The organism is Streptomyces sp. NPDC059371, from assembly GCF_042751995.1.
Taxonomy (GTDB): Bacteria; Actinomycetota; Actinomycetes; order Streptomycetales; family Streptomycetaceae; genus Streptomyces.
In genome coordinates this window covers 30,874-47,517 of record NZ_JBHYXD010000028.1, presented here as the reverse complement: position 1 = coordinate 47,517, position 16,644 = coordinate 30,874, and the positions used below count along the sequence as shown (strand labels likewise).

The 16,644-nt window shown below is 70.1% G+C and carries 12 protein-coding genes; all 12 read right to left on the bottom strand.

The window, feature by feature from the left end; all coding sequences use genetic code 11:
- Positions 1–278 precede the first annotated feature (278 nt).
- A complete protein-coding gene (locus ACFXGX_RS18315; RefSeq protein WP_384791789.1) occupies positions 279–1,655 on the bottom strand; it encodes a CpaF family protein in 1,377 nt (458 codons plus the stop codon).
- Between the two features lie 88 nt (positions 1,656–1,743).
- Positions 1,744–2,565: a hypothetical protein gene (locus tag ACFXGX_RS18310; protein ID WP_384791786.1), complete on the bottom strand. Its 822-nt coding sequence runs from the start codon at positions 2,563–2,565 to the stop codon at positions 1,744–1,746.
- The gene (locus ACFXGX_RS18305) at positions 2,565–3,155 is read right to left on the bottom strand and encodes an SAF domain-containing protein (RefSeq protein ID WP_384791950.1); all 591 of its coding nucleotides are present in this window, start codon (positions 3,153–3,155) and stop codon (positions 2,565–2,567) included. Before ACFXGX_RS18305 ends, ACFXGX_RS18310 begins: the two co-directional genes overlap by 1 nt.
- Before the next feature lie 1,005 nt (positions 3,156–4,160).
- On the bottom strand, positions 4,161–4,769 hold the full coding sequence (locus ACFXGX_RS18300; protein WP_384791783.1) for a hypothetical protein: 609 nt from the start codon (positions 4,767–4,769) through the stop codon (positions 4,161–4,163).
- A 208-nt stretch (positions 4,770–4,977) separates the two neighbouring features.
- Complete coding sequence (locus ACFXGX_RS18295; RefSeq protein ID WP_384791780.1) at positions 4,978–5,904, bottom strand: replication-relaxation family protein; 927 nt, start codon at positions 5,902–5,904, stop codon at positions 4,978–4,980.
- Positions 5,901–8,534: an ATP/GTP-binding protein gene (locus ACFXGX_RS18290; RefSeq protein WP_384791777.1), complete on the bottom strand. Its 2,634-nt coding sequence runs from the start codon at positions 8,532–8,534 to the stop codon at positions 5,901–5,903. The genes ACFXGX_RS18295 and ACFXGX_RS18290 overlap by 4 nt, the downstream gene beginning before the upstream one ends.
- Entirely contained in the window at positions 8,510–9,136 is a 627-nt protein-coding gene (locus ACFXGX_RS18285; protein ID WP_384791774.1) for a hypothetical protein, read from the bottom strand. Before ACFXGX_RS18285 ends, ACFXGX_RS18290 begins: the two co-directional genes overlap by 25 nt.
- Positions 9,133–10,230, bottom strand: a complete 1,098-nt coding sequence (locus ACFXGX_RS18280) for a C40 family peptidase (protein WP_384791947.1) — start codon at positions 10,228–10,230, stop codon at positions 9,133–9,135. The genes ACFXGX_RS18285 and ACFXGX_RS18280 overlap by 4 nt, the downstream gene beginning before the upstream one ends.
- Before the next feature lie 50 nt (positions 10,231–10,280).
- Positions 10,281–13,055 (bottom strand): hypothetical protein, encoded by a 2,775-nt coding sequence (locus ACFXGX_RS18275; RefSeq protein ID WP_384791771.1) that lies wholly within the window; start codon positions 13,053–13,055, stop codon positions 10,281–10,283.
- Between the two features lies 1 nt (position 13,056).
- A complete protein-coding gene (locus ACFXGX_RS18270; protein WP_384791768.1) occupies positions 13,057–13,410 on the bottom strand; it encodes a hypothetical protein in 354 nt (117 codons plus the stop codon).
- A complete protein-coding gene (locus ACFXGX_RS18265) occupies positions 13,407–16,091 on the bottom strand; it encodes an ATP-binding protein (RefSeq protein ID WP_384791765.1) in 2,685 nt (894 codons plus the stop codon). Before ACFXGX_RS18265 ends, ACFXGX_RS18270 begins: the two co-directional genes overlap by 4 nt.
- Positions 16,088–16,600 (bottom strand): hypothetical protein, encoded by a 513-nt coding sequence (locus tag ACFXGX_RS18260; RefSeq protein ID WP_384791762.1) that lies wholly within the window; start codon positions 16,598–16,600, stop codon positions 16,088–16,090. Before ACFXGX_RS18260 ends, ACFXGX_RS18265 begins: the two co-directional genes overlap by 4 nt.
- Between the last annotated feature and the right edge of the window lie 44 nt (positions 16,601–16,644).

Genomic DNA, 16,644 nt, shown 5'->3' with positions numbered 1-16,644 from the left:
ATCGGCCCGGGGGGGTGTCGCCCGGGGGGTTGTCCCCCCCCGCGCGCCTGGTGGCGGCGGGCGGGGCGCCCCCCCCCCCCCCGGGCGGCCCCCCACGCTGCCCGAAGCCATGACCAGTTCGACTTCTGCACGCTCGACGCGGACCCCAACGCCGAGCCCTTCCACCGTGCGATCGGCGCCCTGCGCACGGCAGACGCCCCGTCGGGCTCCATCCCCGGAAGAGTGCTGCCGCAGATGACCCTCACCATCCAGCGCTGAAACAGCACCACCCGACCACCTCATCGGACCGCCCCCATCTTCAGCGGCAACGGCGCCGCCCACGCCCCGTACGGCTGCTGCAGCAGAGCAGAGTCGAAGCCGACCCGACGCAGGTCATCGATGCAGCCCGGGTCCATCCGCGGCACGGCCCGCAGCTCACCGAACTCACGGCCGGGGGAGAAGACCTCATTCGTCGCCGGCCGGCCGTTCTCACCGATCCCGGTCAGCTCCAGAACATGCGAGACGTAGCGGTGACGGCGGCCGCCGATCTGCGTCTCGTCCGTCATATCGACGTACACGACAAAGTCCAGACCGTTCGCGGTCTGCCGATACGCCAGAGCCTCGGACAGATTCCCCTGGGCGAGCGCATACAGCTCGGCGATCCGGTCGAAGACGATGTCCGCCCGCCGGGCATGGATCGTGCACAGATTCCCGCCGGAGCCGTTCGTCAGCGCCTGCATCATCGCCACGACCTCCGGCCCGCGGACCTCACCGACCACGATCCGCTCCAACGACATCCGCAACGCCGGATGCATCAAATCCAGCAGACTCACCTCGCCTGCGCTGCGCCCAGAGCCGTCGCGTTCCCCGTTGGACTCGCGGCCGACCAGGGAGACGACCTGGCGGTGGTAGCCGTTGGCATGGGCGAACAACTCATCCTCGGTCTGGATGGTCGCGAACCGGCACTCTGGATCGAACTCGCGCAGCATCGCCCGCAGCAGCGTCGTCTTCCCCGCCTTCTGCTTCCCCGCGATCATGATGTTCTTCTCCGCCCGCACACACGCGCCGAGGAACTCCCGAAGGACCGGATCGATCGCCCCCAGACGGACCAGATCGTCCAGGCCGGCGTGGGAGACCCGGTGCCGGCGGATCACGGCGTACGTCATCGGCCCCAGGCCCGTGATCGCCTGCAGCCGGGACCCGTCCTGCAAAGACAACGCCAGCGTCGGACTCGCCGTCGAGATCGTGCGCTCGCCGTGCCCCGATCCACGAGCCAACTCCCTCAACAGCTCCAGGAGTTCTTCCTCCGAATCGGCGACCGGGCCCACCCGCCGGCGCTCACCATCGCCGTAGTCCAACCACACTTCACCCGGCCCCTGGATGATGATGTCCTCGACCCGCTCGTCATCCAGGTACGGCTGCAACCGCCCAGCACGGAACAGCAGGTCATAAACGCCGCGCCGCAGCGCCTCGTCCTGCTGCGGCGTCATCGCCTGAGCATCCGACCACAGCGCAACCGCCTCGTTGATCCAGTCCAGACAGCGCTGCTCCTCACTCGCACGGTCCATGCCCGGCGTGGTCTTCAGCAGTTCCTCACGCTGCTTGGCCACCTGCGCAGCGATATGCCGGGCCACCCGATAGTCGACGGTGACCTGCGGCGCGGAGCGGCCCAGCACGTGAGGAGCTGAAGCAGCACCGGCAGGCACCGCCGTCCCTGGACGGGGACCAGGCGGCGGCGCCACCGTCGGATCGGCGTGCAGAGGCCTACCGCGCACGACGCACCCCCGTAGCCAGCACCGCACGCGGATCGAGACGAGCACGCCGCACAGCAGCCCGCTGCACCAGCAGCGCACCAGCAGTCCGTGCGGTCTTCATCAGCTTCGACTTGGTGAAATGCCGCGGCTGCTCATCACCGTCGGACAGGACACGGGCATCCTTCGGCGCATACGGGAGGGTCGCTACGACCGGTACCTGGAGCACGCGCTGGACTTCGCCTGCTGGGTAGGGGCCTTCATCGATCACCAACAGCCCGACGTCCCCGACTCGTTCGTCCAGTTGACGCACCCGTGCCTGCGCGGACTGCAGACACCGCAGGGTGTTGCGCACCACGACGATCACGGCGTCGGCCCGGTCGGCTAGGACGGCGGAAGGGTCGAACGCACCGCGGCGCCCGAGATCGAGCAGGACATCGTGACCGTGGTCGGCCTCGATGCCCCGGAACATCTGCGACAGGGCCTTCCATACCGAGCCAAGACTCGCGGCCTGCGCGGGATCGGTGATGCCCGGCAGCAACAGCCGATCCGGCGCCGAGTCACGCGGCCCGTCCTCGCCGTTCAGGTCGATCAACTGCCGCCAGAACGCCTCACCGAACTCGCCCTTGCGAGCCGCAACCGACAGATTCGGCAGCCCGTACCGGTCACCAAGAGTGCCCTGCAGCAAACCGTGCAGCACAGCTCCACCATCCGGGTCGCACTCGGCGAGAATCATCCGCCGCCCCGGCTCCAACGGCCAGCCCAGCAGCAACGCGAGCGCACTCGTCGTTACGCCGGGCGAACCGCTGCACCCGGCTAATGCGATCACTGCCATCAGTGGCCGCCGGGGGCCGCGAGAACCAGACGAAGGGTGCCAGCCGATACCCACGCCGCGGCGGTCGGCCCGTCCTCGGCGGACGTGGCGACATCGACGACCACGACACCGGTGCCCGGTGCAGCGTCGGAAGCCTTCACCACGCGTCCGGGCAGCGTCCGGGGCAAGGAGTTGGACGCCTTGTCCGTTTCGGTCTCACCCTGCACAGGGACGTGCACGAGCTGAACCTTCTGACCAGGTACGAGAGCTGTAGCGGGTACCTGGTCAGGCTTGAGCCCGATCGGCACCAGCTGTTCGCCTGCCTTGACGAGATTGTTTCGGGTCACCTGCGAGGGGGCCAGCAACGAGCCGGGCCGCAGCTCCACAGCCGCCCGCTTGCCCACCACCTGGCCCAGGTCATCGGCGTTGACGGCCTTCACCGTTGGGTCCAAGGCGACGGACGCCTTGCCCAGATCCTTCGCGGTGAGGACCTGGCCGACCTGCACGTCGCGGACCACGGTGACAACCTGCGTGCGGTGTCCGACTTGGAGCAGCAGGACTGCCACACCGGCACCACCGGCCGCGATCAGCCCCAGCGACAAGGCGATCATGCCTGGCCGGCGGCGCCGGGCTGACACCCGCGGCGGGCTGACGGAGCCAGCCACGTCGGTCAGCGGCAACCCACGCTCGGCGACCGCTGTCGATTCCTTCCTCTTACTCAATGTGGTGATCCTTCCAGCGGTCCTACCGGACGACCTGAACCTCGCCGATCCTTACCTGCGTCTGCGACTGCCGTGTCTCGGTGAACTGGCCTGTCTCACCAGCGCCGTTGACCTGCCAGTCGACCGTCCAAGTGGCGACGGCGGCCACGGAGTACCTCCCGCCCCTTTGATCGGCCGATGTACGCGTGTAGGTGTGGCCGCAGGTCGGTGACTCCTGCCTGCCGTAAGAGGCCGCGTACCTTGTGCCGGGCCCGTCGCAGATCACTGCGGATCCGTCCCCCATCGCCCAGTTGATGCGGGTGACCTTGGCGGTAGCCGTGACTGTTACGCCAGCCAGACTCGCGGATGCGGAGTTGGGTCCGTATGTGGTGGGGGACTGGCGGACCCACATCCACATCGGCATGCCAACCACGTAGCGGCCTGCGGCGCGTGGGCTGGCGACGTCTGGGCCCGTCAACAGCATCCGATCGACGGCCTCGCGCGCCAGTTGCTCAGGATCCACGTTCGCAGCGGGGTTTCCGGCCGCCCAGAACACCTGAGGGACAATCTGGGCGCCAACCGCGCCCCCGAGAGCGTCGCTGATACATACTCGTGTGTAGATGGCGCCGTCGCCCGGCTTATGCCCCTTCCACACGGGATCGCTCGCGGGGGGTTGGGGGTTGAGGCGTTCCACCGCGCAGATCTGCGGTTTGGGATTTGTACCCTTTGCGGGGTGGCTGCCAGGTCTGCTGTGGTGAGTGCTTCCTGGTGAGCGTGGTTGCTCTCGACACACGGTCACGTACTGGCCCACGCCCTCGCACTCGCCGCCGATGACAGGGTCGTCGCTTGCGGCGCTGGGGGTGATGCAGACGGTGGTCGCGGCAGCTGCCAGGAGCATTGCTGAAACGGGGTGCCTCAGCATGTCTGCTTCCCATCAGGGATGATCTCTGTGATCCGCCACTGCTTTCCCCACTTTTCCGCCTTGGCTGTGGTGATGTAGCGCAGCGGCTGCGCTGATGGGAACGGTTTTACCTGCCCCGTCTTCTTCTTGATCGTGTTCCAGTGGGAGATGTCCAGGCAGTCTCGCACTGTCGCCTTCGGGACCGCTCCGTTCAGGGTCAGGGATGTGACCTCGGCCCGGTGTGTAGGAGCCCCTTCTGTGGCGGTGCCTGCCCGCTGCATGACCAGGACGTCGGCCATCGCTTGGCCAAGTGCCTTCTTGGTGGCGTACTTCTTGAGATCAGTGCCTTTGATGTCCGCCTGGCTGTAAGCCTTCACCTGCTCGACCCAGAACGCGCTGTAAGCCGCCAGTACATCCGTGCGTCCAGCGGTCTGCGGATCTGAGTTGGGGGACGTCGAGGAGCGCGGCGAACTGCTGCTGGCTGACGGCTGTTCTGCGGCACCGTCGGAGTCTCCGCCGCTACTGCATGCGGAGAGCGTCATCAGGCCGCTTGCGACGAACAGGGCCGTTGCGGGCTTCCAGCGAAGAGTGGTGCGCCCTTGTAGGCGTGGTGCTCGTGTCACGGTGTCTCCCCCGTACGGCATGGTGCGAGCTGGTGCGCTGGCGATGCCGACGTCCGCAGAGTGCAGTGCGGTGCAGTCGGCCGGACTGTCTTGCTCTGTTTGCGGAGTTGAAAGACTACGCATATGCACGTCCCTTTTCGGCTTGGCTGACGCGCCACAGGCGCTACTTGGCTTAAATGCAGTCACAATTTGTCTTTGCGTAAGCGAATCATGGGTTGAGGGTGTGCCAGGGGCGGGGTTCGGGGCTGCCGGCGAGCGGGATCCATACGGGTGCGCTGGGGGAGTGGGCCTCGAGATCGTCGAGTGTGGCGGCACCCAGGGGTACCTCGCGGGCGAGGGCGGCGACGTGGGGGTGCTGGGCGGTCATGTCCTGCAGGTCTTCGATCCGGCGGGTAAGCCGCTGGGGTGAGGCGCCGGTGAGGATGAACAGGATGCGGGGGTAGAGCGGATACCAGCGCTGCCACAGCGGGCCGGCCTCGGTACGCGGGCCGGGGTGTCGTCGGTTGGCGGCCGGGGGGTGGTGGGACCAGAGCCGGGCGTAGTCGATCAGCTTTGCTGCGAGGCGTTCGCTGCTCATGGTGGTGCGGTCGATTTCGATGAACGCGCGTAGTTTTCGGCGCTGTCGGCCGTCGTTGAGGGTGTAGTGCAGGACGGCGTCGGCGATGACGCGTTCACGGTCACCGAGAGGGTGGGCCACCTCGGGGGTCCAGTCGAGAGGGCCGTGTTCATCACCGCGGCGGCGGGCGTCGGCCGCGAAGGCGAGGTGGGCGCGGAGCGTCGTCAGAGTGTGTGGGGTCTTCATCGACGCTGCGGTGGCCGAGGTGATCGGGTAGGGCGGGCGCCCGCGCATACCGGGCCAGTCCCGGGTGAGGCGGGCCCCCTCGGATGTGAGGTACCAGGCACGGGTGCGGTTCGAGTTGGGCAGCACGACGTGGTCGAGCAGGCCGCGGCCTCGGAGCTGGTTCAGGGGGCGGGAGACGGTCTGGCGACTCGCGTCGGGGCGCAGCATCAGATGGAGCTGGCTGGTGGTGGCCATGCGGTGCTGGGCGAGGGCGGCCAGCAGCTGGTGGGGGAGCGGCTCGAGGGGACTGGGTGTGAACCGGGACGGTCCGGCTGCTGCTGGCGCGCTGGTCACTGGTATCCCTTCTGGGCGTTGGGACGCGCGGACGATCTCGTGGCCTGCTGGGCGAGGAAGGCGCTGACGCGGTCGAGATGGTCGGCCGTGCGGCGGGTGAGCTGATCGAGCGGCAGAGCATGGGCCGCAGTGCGGGCGGCGTGCTCGAGGGCAGGGACGTTGCGGGGGCGGGCCTGGTCGGTGAATACGTCGTCGAGGTGGGGGCCGCGCAGCTGAAGGGGGCCGATACGCCGGCCGTGGACGGTCAGCGTCGTGTAGTGCTCGTAGCGGTCCAGAGCGGCGACCTGCTCGGGGCTGGGGTGGTCGCCCCACTCGGCGGTGATCGCAGCGACCGCGGTCCGTGATCCAGCGGTGGTCGCCAGACTCGAGGCGTTCTGGGTCAGCGACATCCGCACCGGGCCGGGCAGCCGGGCCAGCAGCTGCGTCATGCCGTGGACGTGCACCTTGTATTTGCGGAAGTCCTCGAACATGGCGGCGATCGTCTCGGGCGCGGCGCCGGTCAGGGCGATCAGCTCGTCGAAGTAGGCGCGGAACGGCACCCGCCGGGCGGCGGGGGTGTCACGGCGGGAGCGCACGGCGCGCAGCAGGTCGTGGGCGAGCAGCGCGGTCAGGAGCCGGTCGGTGGGCCCGTTGCCGCCGGGGCACACCCACACGATCATGCGCCGGTCCATGGCGGTGCGAATGTCGTAGACGCCGGCCGGCTGGCCGAGGAAGGCGCGGGTGACCGGGTTGGCGGCCAGGCGGCCCAGGGGATTGAGAACGACGGCGAACGCATCGGTGGGAAAGGTCGGAAAGACGTTCTGCCACCAGGAGCGGATCTCCTCATCGAGCCGGTCCGCTACAGCGGCCAGTGCCGCGGCCCGAAAGGCGGGGTCGGTGAGCAGGGACCGCACCTGGAAGAGGGTGGCCTGGTCCTCGGGCCGGCCGGCCTGGCAGGCGGCCTGGTTGACGGCCACAAGGACGGACAGCGCAGCGGTCAGGATGGTCAGCGCGCGCGGGGCTGCGGCATCGTCCCAGCCCAGCGCCGCGGCGAAACCGTCGGCAACCGCCTCCACGACCTCATGCGCAGCCGGGCCCTGCCCCTGGTGCACGCCGAGCGGATTCCACGAGCCGACCCGGGGCGTGGAGCCGACCGCGTTGAGATCGACCAAGGCGATGCGATCCATCAGCGCAGCGTGCGCGAGATACGGTGCAGCACGCGGCCAGGAGTCACGATGCGGATCCAGGAACATCAGCCCGCCGCCGGCATGCGCCCAGCCGATCGCCTGGGCCAGGGCACGCTCGGTCTTCCCGCCGCCCGCCTTGCCGACCGCACACTCGAACAAGGTCTCTTCCGCGTAGGTGGCCACCAGCCGACGGCGCCCGTCGGGCGCCCGGTGGATGCCCTGCAGCAGCAGAGCAGGATTGCCGAACTCGAAGGACGGCAACTCCGGCGCCAGCAGCGGCAGACGGCAGTGCACGGTCGGGGGCTTGAGCAGACCCGTGACCTCCTCCAGCCGCACCCAGTTCGCCCGAGGCGGCTGACAGTGCCCGTACCTCCAACGCCGCTCGAAGGCACGGCGGCTGGGCCACCGGTCGGCACCCGCCCGCCACGGCCCGAGCCGCAGACCGCGCATCGCCCATCGCGACTGCGCACCGAACACGTCGAAGGCGGCCTGGAGTTGGCCCAGTCGCGCCTCGGACCGCCCCTCGATGTCGGAGGCGCAGGTGACCAGCAGCTGCACCCGCACCAGTTGATCGTCATGCGCGAGCTTGCCCAGTGCCTCGTCGGGATCGATACGACGCGGCACCGGCGGCATTACCAGCCGCTGCCCCGCCCCCGCCGACCCGCCCCGTGCACCCACCACTTGCCAGAACTGACGGGCCAGCGAGTCATCGATCCCTGCAGCATCCCGGCGCATCCAGTGAACGGAACGCCGGACCTCACGGCGCTCCGTGCGGCGCGCTGCCTGCATCAGATGCAACCGCCGCGCCCGCAAGGCCCATTTCGGAGCCCGCTGGATGTCCAGGCGGACCTCGGCGAGGTCACCGAGATCTGCACGCAGATCACAGACCGCGTCCACCAGAGGCTGGAGCGGGTCGGGTTGCAGCGGCACCTCCCGCAACGGGGCGATCGGCTTGCCCCGCAGCACGAACTCGGCCCGCACCGTGTGCTTGCGCGGCTTGTCGGTGATCGGACGGGCCCGGGTGACGGTGACGGCCGGGCCGAACGGAGTGATGGACAGCAGCCGTTCACCACCGACCGGCCCCTCGATCCGGTAGCGCAAAGGACGCGAGCCATCGGCACGCAGCCTGATCTGCACCGCCTTGGTACGACGCGGCGCCCACCACGGCATGCTGGTCGAGGCGCGGGCCAGCTGGACCCCGCGGCGGAAGATCTCCTCAAGACCCGGGTCGAAATGCCGGGCCGCCTCCAGCTCGAGCGCCATCCGCTCGGCAGATGCCTTCAACGCAAGGCGCCGCACGAGGACTTCACCCGCAGCCCACAGTGCAGCGGTGGCCAACGGGAGCAGATACCAGTGGGTGCAGAGCCAGCCGGCGGCCTCGACCAGGCCGCCCCACAGGCCAAGAAGTCGGCCCGCTGCCATGCCGCCGGGTTGGCTGGTCAGATACGGGGCTGAGGCATCCATACGGTCTCTCCTTTCGTTGACGTGCGGACGAAATGCCAGTCGGCCAGGCGCCGGTCGGTGTCGGTGCCGCCGCGGTCGGCGCCGGCCCACACCAGGTGCACCACCGCCCGATCCGGACCTCCGTCGCGGCGGGCGATCGCAGCCTGGACGCGGAACCGGCTGAACGCCGGTGCGATGGCCCGGTTCTCGTCGCCGAAGATCTGCGGCCAGCGGCTGCGGCCGATGCCGGTGGCGTCGGCCCGCAACAGCGAGCGGCCGGCTGCGAGCAGCTGGGCCTCATCGCGGGCGGGCAGGTCGGCGGGCCAGGCGGTCTCCAGCGACTGCTGGATGACCCGGTCGCCGGCCACCCCTTCCCCGTACGGCGGGAGCTCTGACGCGAGTGCGCTCCTCGCCGGTGCGACAGCCCCTGTCGTCGGTGGCGGAGACGATGCGGGGCGCAGACCGGGGGAGAAGGGGACAGCTGGTCGGGAAGCCTCCGCGGTCACGCCGGACGACTGGGGTGTTCCGTGCGGCATGTCGAGCACGACCAGCCCCACCCAGGCCAGGACCGCGGTGGCGATCAGGAGCAGGCGGGGTGAGCACGAACGGCGGGATGCGGTCATAGCAGGCGGGCCCCTCCCGCATAGCCGGACATGGTGGTGACCGGGTCCAGGCGCACGACAGTGTGCGGCCGTGGCGCGTTGACCATCTGGCCGTCACCGAGGTAGATCCCGACGTGATAGATCGTGGAGTCCCGGCCGGGGACATCAGCGAAGAAGACCAGGTCACCAGGCTTCAACGCGTTCACGCCGAGACCGGCAGGGATCCGCCTGCCCACCTGGGACTGTGCCGCTGCGGTACGAGGCAGCCGGATGCCGGCCTTGGCGAACGCGTACACCGTCAGCCCCGAGCAGTCGAAACCCCTGATGCCCGCACCGCTGCTCCCGCTCGGCGAGCAGCACAAGCCATACGACGGGCCACCGGCGTTGCCGCCTCCCCACGAGTACGGGACACCCCGCTGGGAGAGCGCGGCCTCGATGGCTGCCCGGACCTTCCCCGGCACGTTCTTCAGGTCCGGAGCCTTGGCAGCCGCCGTGTAGTGGTCGATCCAGTCCAGCACGTTCGCGACGTACGCACCCGAGCGGTTGTACTGCAAAACCGCGGTCCGAAGCTGCGAACGCTTGGCCAAGTCCCGTCCGCTGCCGCACAGATAGACTGCGGCGCCCAGGGCTGCGTCGTCGGCGTTGTGCGGATCGGCCCTCCCGTCGCTGTTCGCGTCTTCTCCCGTGCTTGCCCATGTGGAGGGCAGGAACTGGAACGGGCCCACAGCGCGCTCCCCGTCGGCGGCGCCGTCCCACCTCCCGCCGTCGCTGTCTGCGACAACGGTGGTGTTCCCGCCGGCGCCGGAGCCGTTCAGGAGCACCCCATAAATGCGCGGGCGGATGTCACCGTTGGCCGCAATGCTGTGACCGATGGCGTGGTTCGACTCGACCTTGGCGATCCCGGCCAGGACCGGCCAGCGCATCCCCCGGCACGTGGGACGGTACTGTCCGACCTGCTGGACAGCCCTCTTGTAGGCAGTCAGCATCCGGGCTGGGATGTCCGCCGCGCTACCGCCTTCGGTGATGGCGCCGGCGTCCCGCAGACCGGTCCGCAGCGCCACGTAGGCGCTGATCGCATTCGACACCGGTGCGGCACAGCAGACGGCAGCGAACATCAGCACGGCAAGCAGACACACCCATCGCCTCATGCGGCGCCCAGGCGGCCTCACCCGTCCTCACCGCCCACGTCCCGCTGCCGGGCCTGCTCCCGCTTGTGCCGCAGCCGTTCAGCCTCGGGCGCCGTCCGTCGCATCAGCTCCTGCATTCGGATTCGCGCTTCATTACGCGCCGCGGTGCCCGCGCTTCCGATTCCGGGGAGGGCCGGCCCGCTGGGCGAGCTGCCAGCCAGCGGTTGCGGTGCACCACCTTGCTGCCGCGGTGGTGCACCGGCAGACGGAGCCCGCGAAGCACCACTGATCCCGGAGGCCGATGCACGGCCTGGTGGGGCCGACGGGACAGGGCCGCCGCTAGATCCACCAGACCTGGCAGGCCGTGCGGGCCCCGGTGAACGAGTGGACGCGGCGACCGGCAGGCGACGTCCAACGAACGGACCCCTCCCGCCGCTGTCGCTGTTCTCCCGCACGACACCGGCCACATGACGCCCCGCATCTGCCCAGGCCCGGCCATCCTCACGGACCGTGTTGCCCCACACCTGCACCTGCTGGCGCGCATCCTGCGCATACCGCGATCCGGCCGAACGCGTCCGCTCGGCACTGGCCGGCAGACCGGCCGTCGCCCCATAGGCGACCCGTCCGCCCCGATGCAGGATGCGATACCCGCGAAAACGCACCAGCCGGTTGTGCGCCCGCGTCGACAGCAGCGTGCGGTCGGTGCTCTGATCGTGCAGCACCTGCCCCGAGCGCCGGTCCACAATCAGGCCGTCCTTGCCGCGGAAGCGGTCAGGCGGCCCACCCGGCCCAAGCGGCCCCGCACCGCCTAGACCACCACCGGACCCGCCAGGCGACGTCCCAGGCGGACCGCCAGCCTGGGCGCCGTCGTCGGCGGTGGGCTTGCGCCACTTGGCCAGCTGCTCCCGGTCCGGGCGGCGGCCGATCAGCAGCCAGTGCCCGCCCTTCACCCCCAGCCGCGTACCCAGCCCGCCCACGGCCGCCGCCGCGGCCAGCGGGGCAAGCCCACGCCGCGCCTCAGCACGCGCATCGGCCAGCATCCCTCCCGTGTCGACGGGCATGCCCGCGCCGTCGGTGAACGAGGCAAGGGCGCCCATCAGGCGCTGGCGGGTGCCCAGCAGCCCGAATCGGCCGCCGCCCCCGCCGCCGGTGAACGCCCGCAGGCCCCCGCCGTAACCGCCGCCCGCGGCGGGGGAGTTCATGGCCAGCGCGGCGCCGAGTTCGCTGGTGTCGCCGGGCAGGTGGGTGCCGCCGACCTTGGCGTACCGCATCCGCATCGCCGCACGCCGGCCGAAGGAGGTGATGCTGGCCAGCAGGCGCCGGTGCCCGGCGGCACCGGCGATGGCCAGCACATCGATCAGCAGGATCCGCTCGACCATCAGGTCGGGCCCGTTGGTGATGGTGGCGTCGACGGCGATGCCGAAGAACGGTACGAACGCGCAGACGGCGACCACGGCCACGACGGAGATCCCCCACAGCGACAGCCACTTCCACACCGACTGCCGGGCGGGCCCGGGCAGCATGCCCGCGACGAAGGTGACGGCGCCGGCGGCCGCCGCGGCTGCGCAGATGCCCTGGGTGCCCAGCAGCACGATCGCGGACGACAGGAGCATGCCGCAGATGAACCCGGCGGCGACCAGCAGCAGGGCGGCGCCGCCGATCCGCCACCAGGTGGGTTTTTCGGCGTAGGCGGCGCAGGACTTGCCGACGGCGCCGGACCGCTTCATGTCCTGCACGAAGCTGTAGAACTCGCGGTCCTCGTCGTCGACGAGCGCGCTGGAAGCGTCCAGGAGCTGACCGCCGGGAGTGAATGCCGGCAGGCCCCCGCTCTCCTCGTCCGCTTTCGGGATGCCTTCGGCGTAGCCGCTTTCGCAGTGCTTCTTGGCCGGACCGTGGACCTTCTTGCAGGCGGCCCGTCCCTCGTCGGTGACGTGGGCGCCGACCTTGTACCCGCCGGTGATCCATTTCAGGTGGACGGCATAAGCCTTGCGCTCGGACGGCTTGGCGGGATCGAGGATGCGCCCGTACTGCAGCAGCATGTACGGCTTGACGATCAGCGCGTTCGTGATCGAGTCCTGCAGGGGCCGGGCCACCTCCGCCGCGGACACGGGCCCCTCTCCCTCACGCTGCAGACACTTGATCTCGGCGCCGCCGGCCAGGCCGTCACACGGATCAGTGCTGGCGAGCTTTCCTCCCCAGTCGTAGGAGGCGACGCTTTGCCGGGCGACTTCGGCGGCCACCTGCTGGGACTGGCCCAAAGGGCCGTTGGTGCCGAGCAGGGTGTCGGGGCGGATGAGAGTCGAGGAGGCGAGCGCCCCGATGAGCAGCGTGAGGAAGATTTCGCCCAGACCGCGGCCCACCCTTCCGCGCACGATCATGAACCCGGCGAAGACGAACGCCCATGCCAGCAGCAGGCCCTTCAGCCCGAGCGTTTCGACGACCACGCTCGTGTAGGTGTCGGCTACCTTCTGCGCCGGGCGGGCAAGGATCTTCAGCAGCGGGAACCGGAACGCCAGCTCAACAGCCCACCCCGCCAGTCCGACCAGGAGCCGGATCAGGGTGAAGAGGCCGGACAAGGCAAAAGCCAGGGCCTGCGTCTTGAACGCGACGATAGAACCCCCGGAAGCGTTCAGCTCATACCCGCTGATCGGCACTCCCTCGGAGGAGGCGATATCCAACGGGGACAGCAGATCTCCGCTCTCGCCTGTGTTGCCAGCCGCGTAGACGACCTGGCTGTTGACCACGACGAACACACCAGTGAGCAGCACGACGAAACCGGCCGAACGCAAGGCCGCGCGATCTGGACGGAACACGTCAGCGCCGCCTCTGCCCAGAAGCGTGCCGCAGCCGCCACAGCAGCAGGGCAGCCGCACCCGCACTGACGGACCCCAGCCGCCGCCATACCGCCCCGGCCCCGCCCAGCCCGTCGTCGGCGCGGGTGATGCCGCGCTCGCAGTACCCCTTGGCCGGGCCGATGATCAAGGCGCAGCGATCGTGGTGCGTGCTGCGGGTACCGGCGGCGAAGGCCTCTCCGGTGCGCGGCCACCACGGTTCCGGCAGGCTCACCCCAAGGGCCAGGATCACCGCGCAGACGACCACGCCGGTCACGGTGATCGCACTCACCACTGCGGAGATACGCCGGGAACGGTCCCAGGAAGACGTGATCATCCGGCGTTCTCCTTCGGGCAGGGGGCCGCGGCCTCATCGGGCACAGGCGCGGCGGGCGGGGCAGTGCCCGCGCGGCGTCCTGGGGTGGTGGTGATGGAGGCGGTGATCCGCTCGATACGGGGGATGGCGACCTTGATGCGGCCGGTGTTCTGCCGCGGGCAGGTCAGCAGGAACTCGCCCTCTCGGCCCTTGCGCCCGACGGGGGACAGCCCGGTGGTCACCAGCCGCAGCAGTTCGCCGTCGTCCGGGTCGAGTCCGACGAACTCCAGGCCGCGCCGCGCCCGTTCGCGGTCGGTGGTGCGGGCGAGCGCCCGGTAGGCCATCAATCCGCGGTCGGGGCCGAGTTCGACGGCGTCGTGCGAGCCGGCCAGCAGCCCTGCGCCGTGTTTGCGGCCGTCGTGGAGGATCTCGTGGACCAGGGCGGTGCCCTCGGCCGAGGAGGTCAGCCAGTACAGCTCGTCCAGGACCACGGCGGTGAACCGTTCCGGATCCTCGAACGCGGTCTGCCGGGCGATCGCCGCGATCAGATAGAGCACCGCACGGCCGATCAACGCCTCCAGCGGCTGCTGGCGCAGGACTTCGGGCTTGTCGAATGCGGCCGTGGGCGGCAGCGTCAGTCCGGTCGTGGTGATGACGATCATGTCGGTGGTGCTGGAGGCGTCCAGCCGTACCGGCGCCAGCGCCGGATCGAACACCATCCGCGCCAAGGGGCTGGTGGCGACGACCCGGATGAGGCCGGCGAGAGTGGAAGCCGCGTCCTTCCGCTGGCCCGCCTCGGTCGTGGCCATCTCCTCGAGGACCTCAAGGACGCGGTGCATCGACGGGTTGCTGCCCGCGGCGGCCCGGCCGACGGCGTGGTGGAGGACTTCCCCGCTGGTACTCATGGGGCCGATGCCGAGCTGCAGGGTGAGGTAGGACAAGGCGTAGTGGCGGGCTTCGGGCCCGTCGAACATACGCAGCGGATCGATGGACACCTCGGCTTGGGCAGCGTCGATGATCTGCACGCGGCCTGCGGCTGCGGTGCGGGCGAAGGCCGCCCACTCGCGGACCGGAGTGCGGTCGATGCAGATCGCGCAGCCGCCACGTGCCCAGACCGCCTCCGCGATCAGTTTTTGCAGCACGCTCTTGCCTGCACCGAGATCCCCGACGATGCCCATGGAAGCCGAGGCATCAGCCTTGGGCGCGTCCGCCACGTTGATCATCACAGGGCGGGTCGTGCCGCTGTCGAGGTCGATGCCGAGGAGCATGCCGTTCGGGTCGCCGACCTCCGGCGCAGTGAAGGCGCCGTTCAGCGACCAGTCCTCGCTGACCTGGTGCTGGGTGAACTCCCGCACCACGCCTGGCCGGACAGTTCCGGGCAGTCCCAGGGTGAACAGGGACTCCTGCAGGCCAGCTGGGCGCACCGCCCGGTAGTCGGTGCCGCCGAGCAGCGCGGCCAAAGTGCGGGCCCGGGCGTCACAGGCGGCCGCGGTCGGCCCCCACACGGTCAGCACGCTCACCGACTGCACCTCGACCTCCACGCTGGTGCGCGACAGCCGGGCGTCGAGCTCGCCCAGGTCGCGGGCAGCATCAGTGAGCGAGGCAGGCATGCCGGTCGGCCGGGCGTCGTACTGGTCGGCCTGGTCGATCAGTTCGTTCTTCTTGCGCCGCACCTGAGCGCGCGCCTTCTCCGCAGACACGAGGGTGAGGTCGACGGTGTAGTCGACGGGGAAGTCCAGGCTCTCCAGCTGGGCGAACAGATCCGCGGCATCCTGGCTCACCGCGGGCGGGCACTCGGCCAGCACCAGGTGCGCCTGGTAGCCGATCCCGGCGTCGGACTCGACCTGCAGCCAGCGCCGTCCCAGCGGCGAACCCGCCTTCAGCCGCCACCATGCCGTGCGGCCCGACCTGGTGATCCGGCCCGCGCTCTTGAGCTCCTCGACGTCGTCCAGACCAGGTTCGAGGCCGCCTTCCTGCAGACGGACCTGGCCGAGGTCGGCGTAGCTGGGAGAGCGCAGCACACCGTTACGGACCTGTCCTGCGTACAGATCGGAGGTCTCTGCCTCAGCCAGCAAAGGCTCCGCGAGACCGCGGTGCAGGGCGTGCTGGACCATCCACACGATCTCCGCCGGATGGGCCGGGCGGAAGACGACACCGCCGGCGAGTGCGGCCTCCACCCGGGACGCCTGCTCACGGCAGACGCTCACCTCACGCCGTGCCACGGGCACCGGCCGGACGCCCAGCAGCGGCGCGATCTCGGCCCACGCCGCGCCGAGCGACGCAGGCACCCGCACACCCGCGGTCTGGGTCTGCAGGGGTACGGCCAGCCACAGGGTGCGGCGGTGCATCTCCTGGCCGTCCAGCAGATCCAAGGCGGCCTCGACGTTCTCCACCCACGGGTGCCGGCCCGCACCGGGCGCTGGCTCGGCCGGCTCGATGCCCTCGATCATCCGCAGGGCGATCTCACCCGGGTCGATCTGGGCACACAAACCGAACAGTCGCGCCCCGGGCAGTGACCGCACCAAGTGGGTTACCTTCGCCAGCTGTTCGTCCCGGACAGCTGCGGGCACGTAAGTGCCCTGGATGGTCTCCTCGCGCTGCCCCTGAGCGTCCGGCCCCGGATGCAGGCGGTAGAGGGCCCACACGCTGCCCTGCGTCGACCACACCAGGTGCCCGGAGATGTGACGGATCGGAACCCTCACCGCACACCCCCCGTCTGTTGGGCGAGTGCGACCAGCTGCTGCACACCCGACACCGGCCCTGCCAGAACCGCGGGAGCAGCCGGTTGCGTGTGGTGGCGCGCGGACGAGCGGCCGGCGGCCGGTTGGGGGAGCGGTGCCCGAAGGGCGCTGAGCCGAGCCGCCGGGGCCGATACAGCGAGGTCCGGCGCGGGCGCACCCTCGATGGTGAATGCCCCCAGCAGCGGCCGTGGCCCACGGTCGCGCGCCGCCCTGCCGCCGATCCGCCCTCCCCGCGGCTGCCAGCCCAGCAGCACCCAGCCCACGGCAGCCTGCACTGGTGCCCGGCCGGCGATCTTCGGCCGGCGTACCGCCCAGATCGCCAGCACCCACGCGACGATCGGCACCGGCCCCATCCACGACCACCAGTGGATGGTCTTCACCAGCAGGAAGCCGCCGCCGACTGCAACCGCGATCTGCGCAGGCGTGTAGGGGCCAAGAGGGATCCTCCAGTCAGCGACCTTGCCCAGCACCCAGGGATGGCGTCGAGCAGCGGTGTAGAAGCGCCCCACTCGAC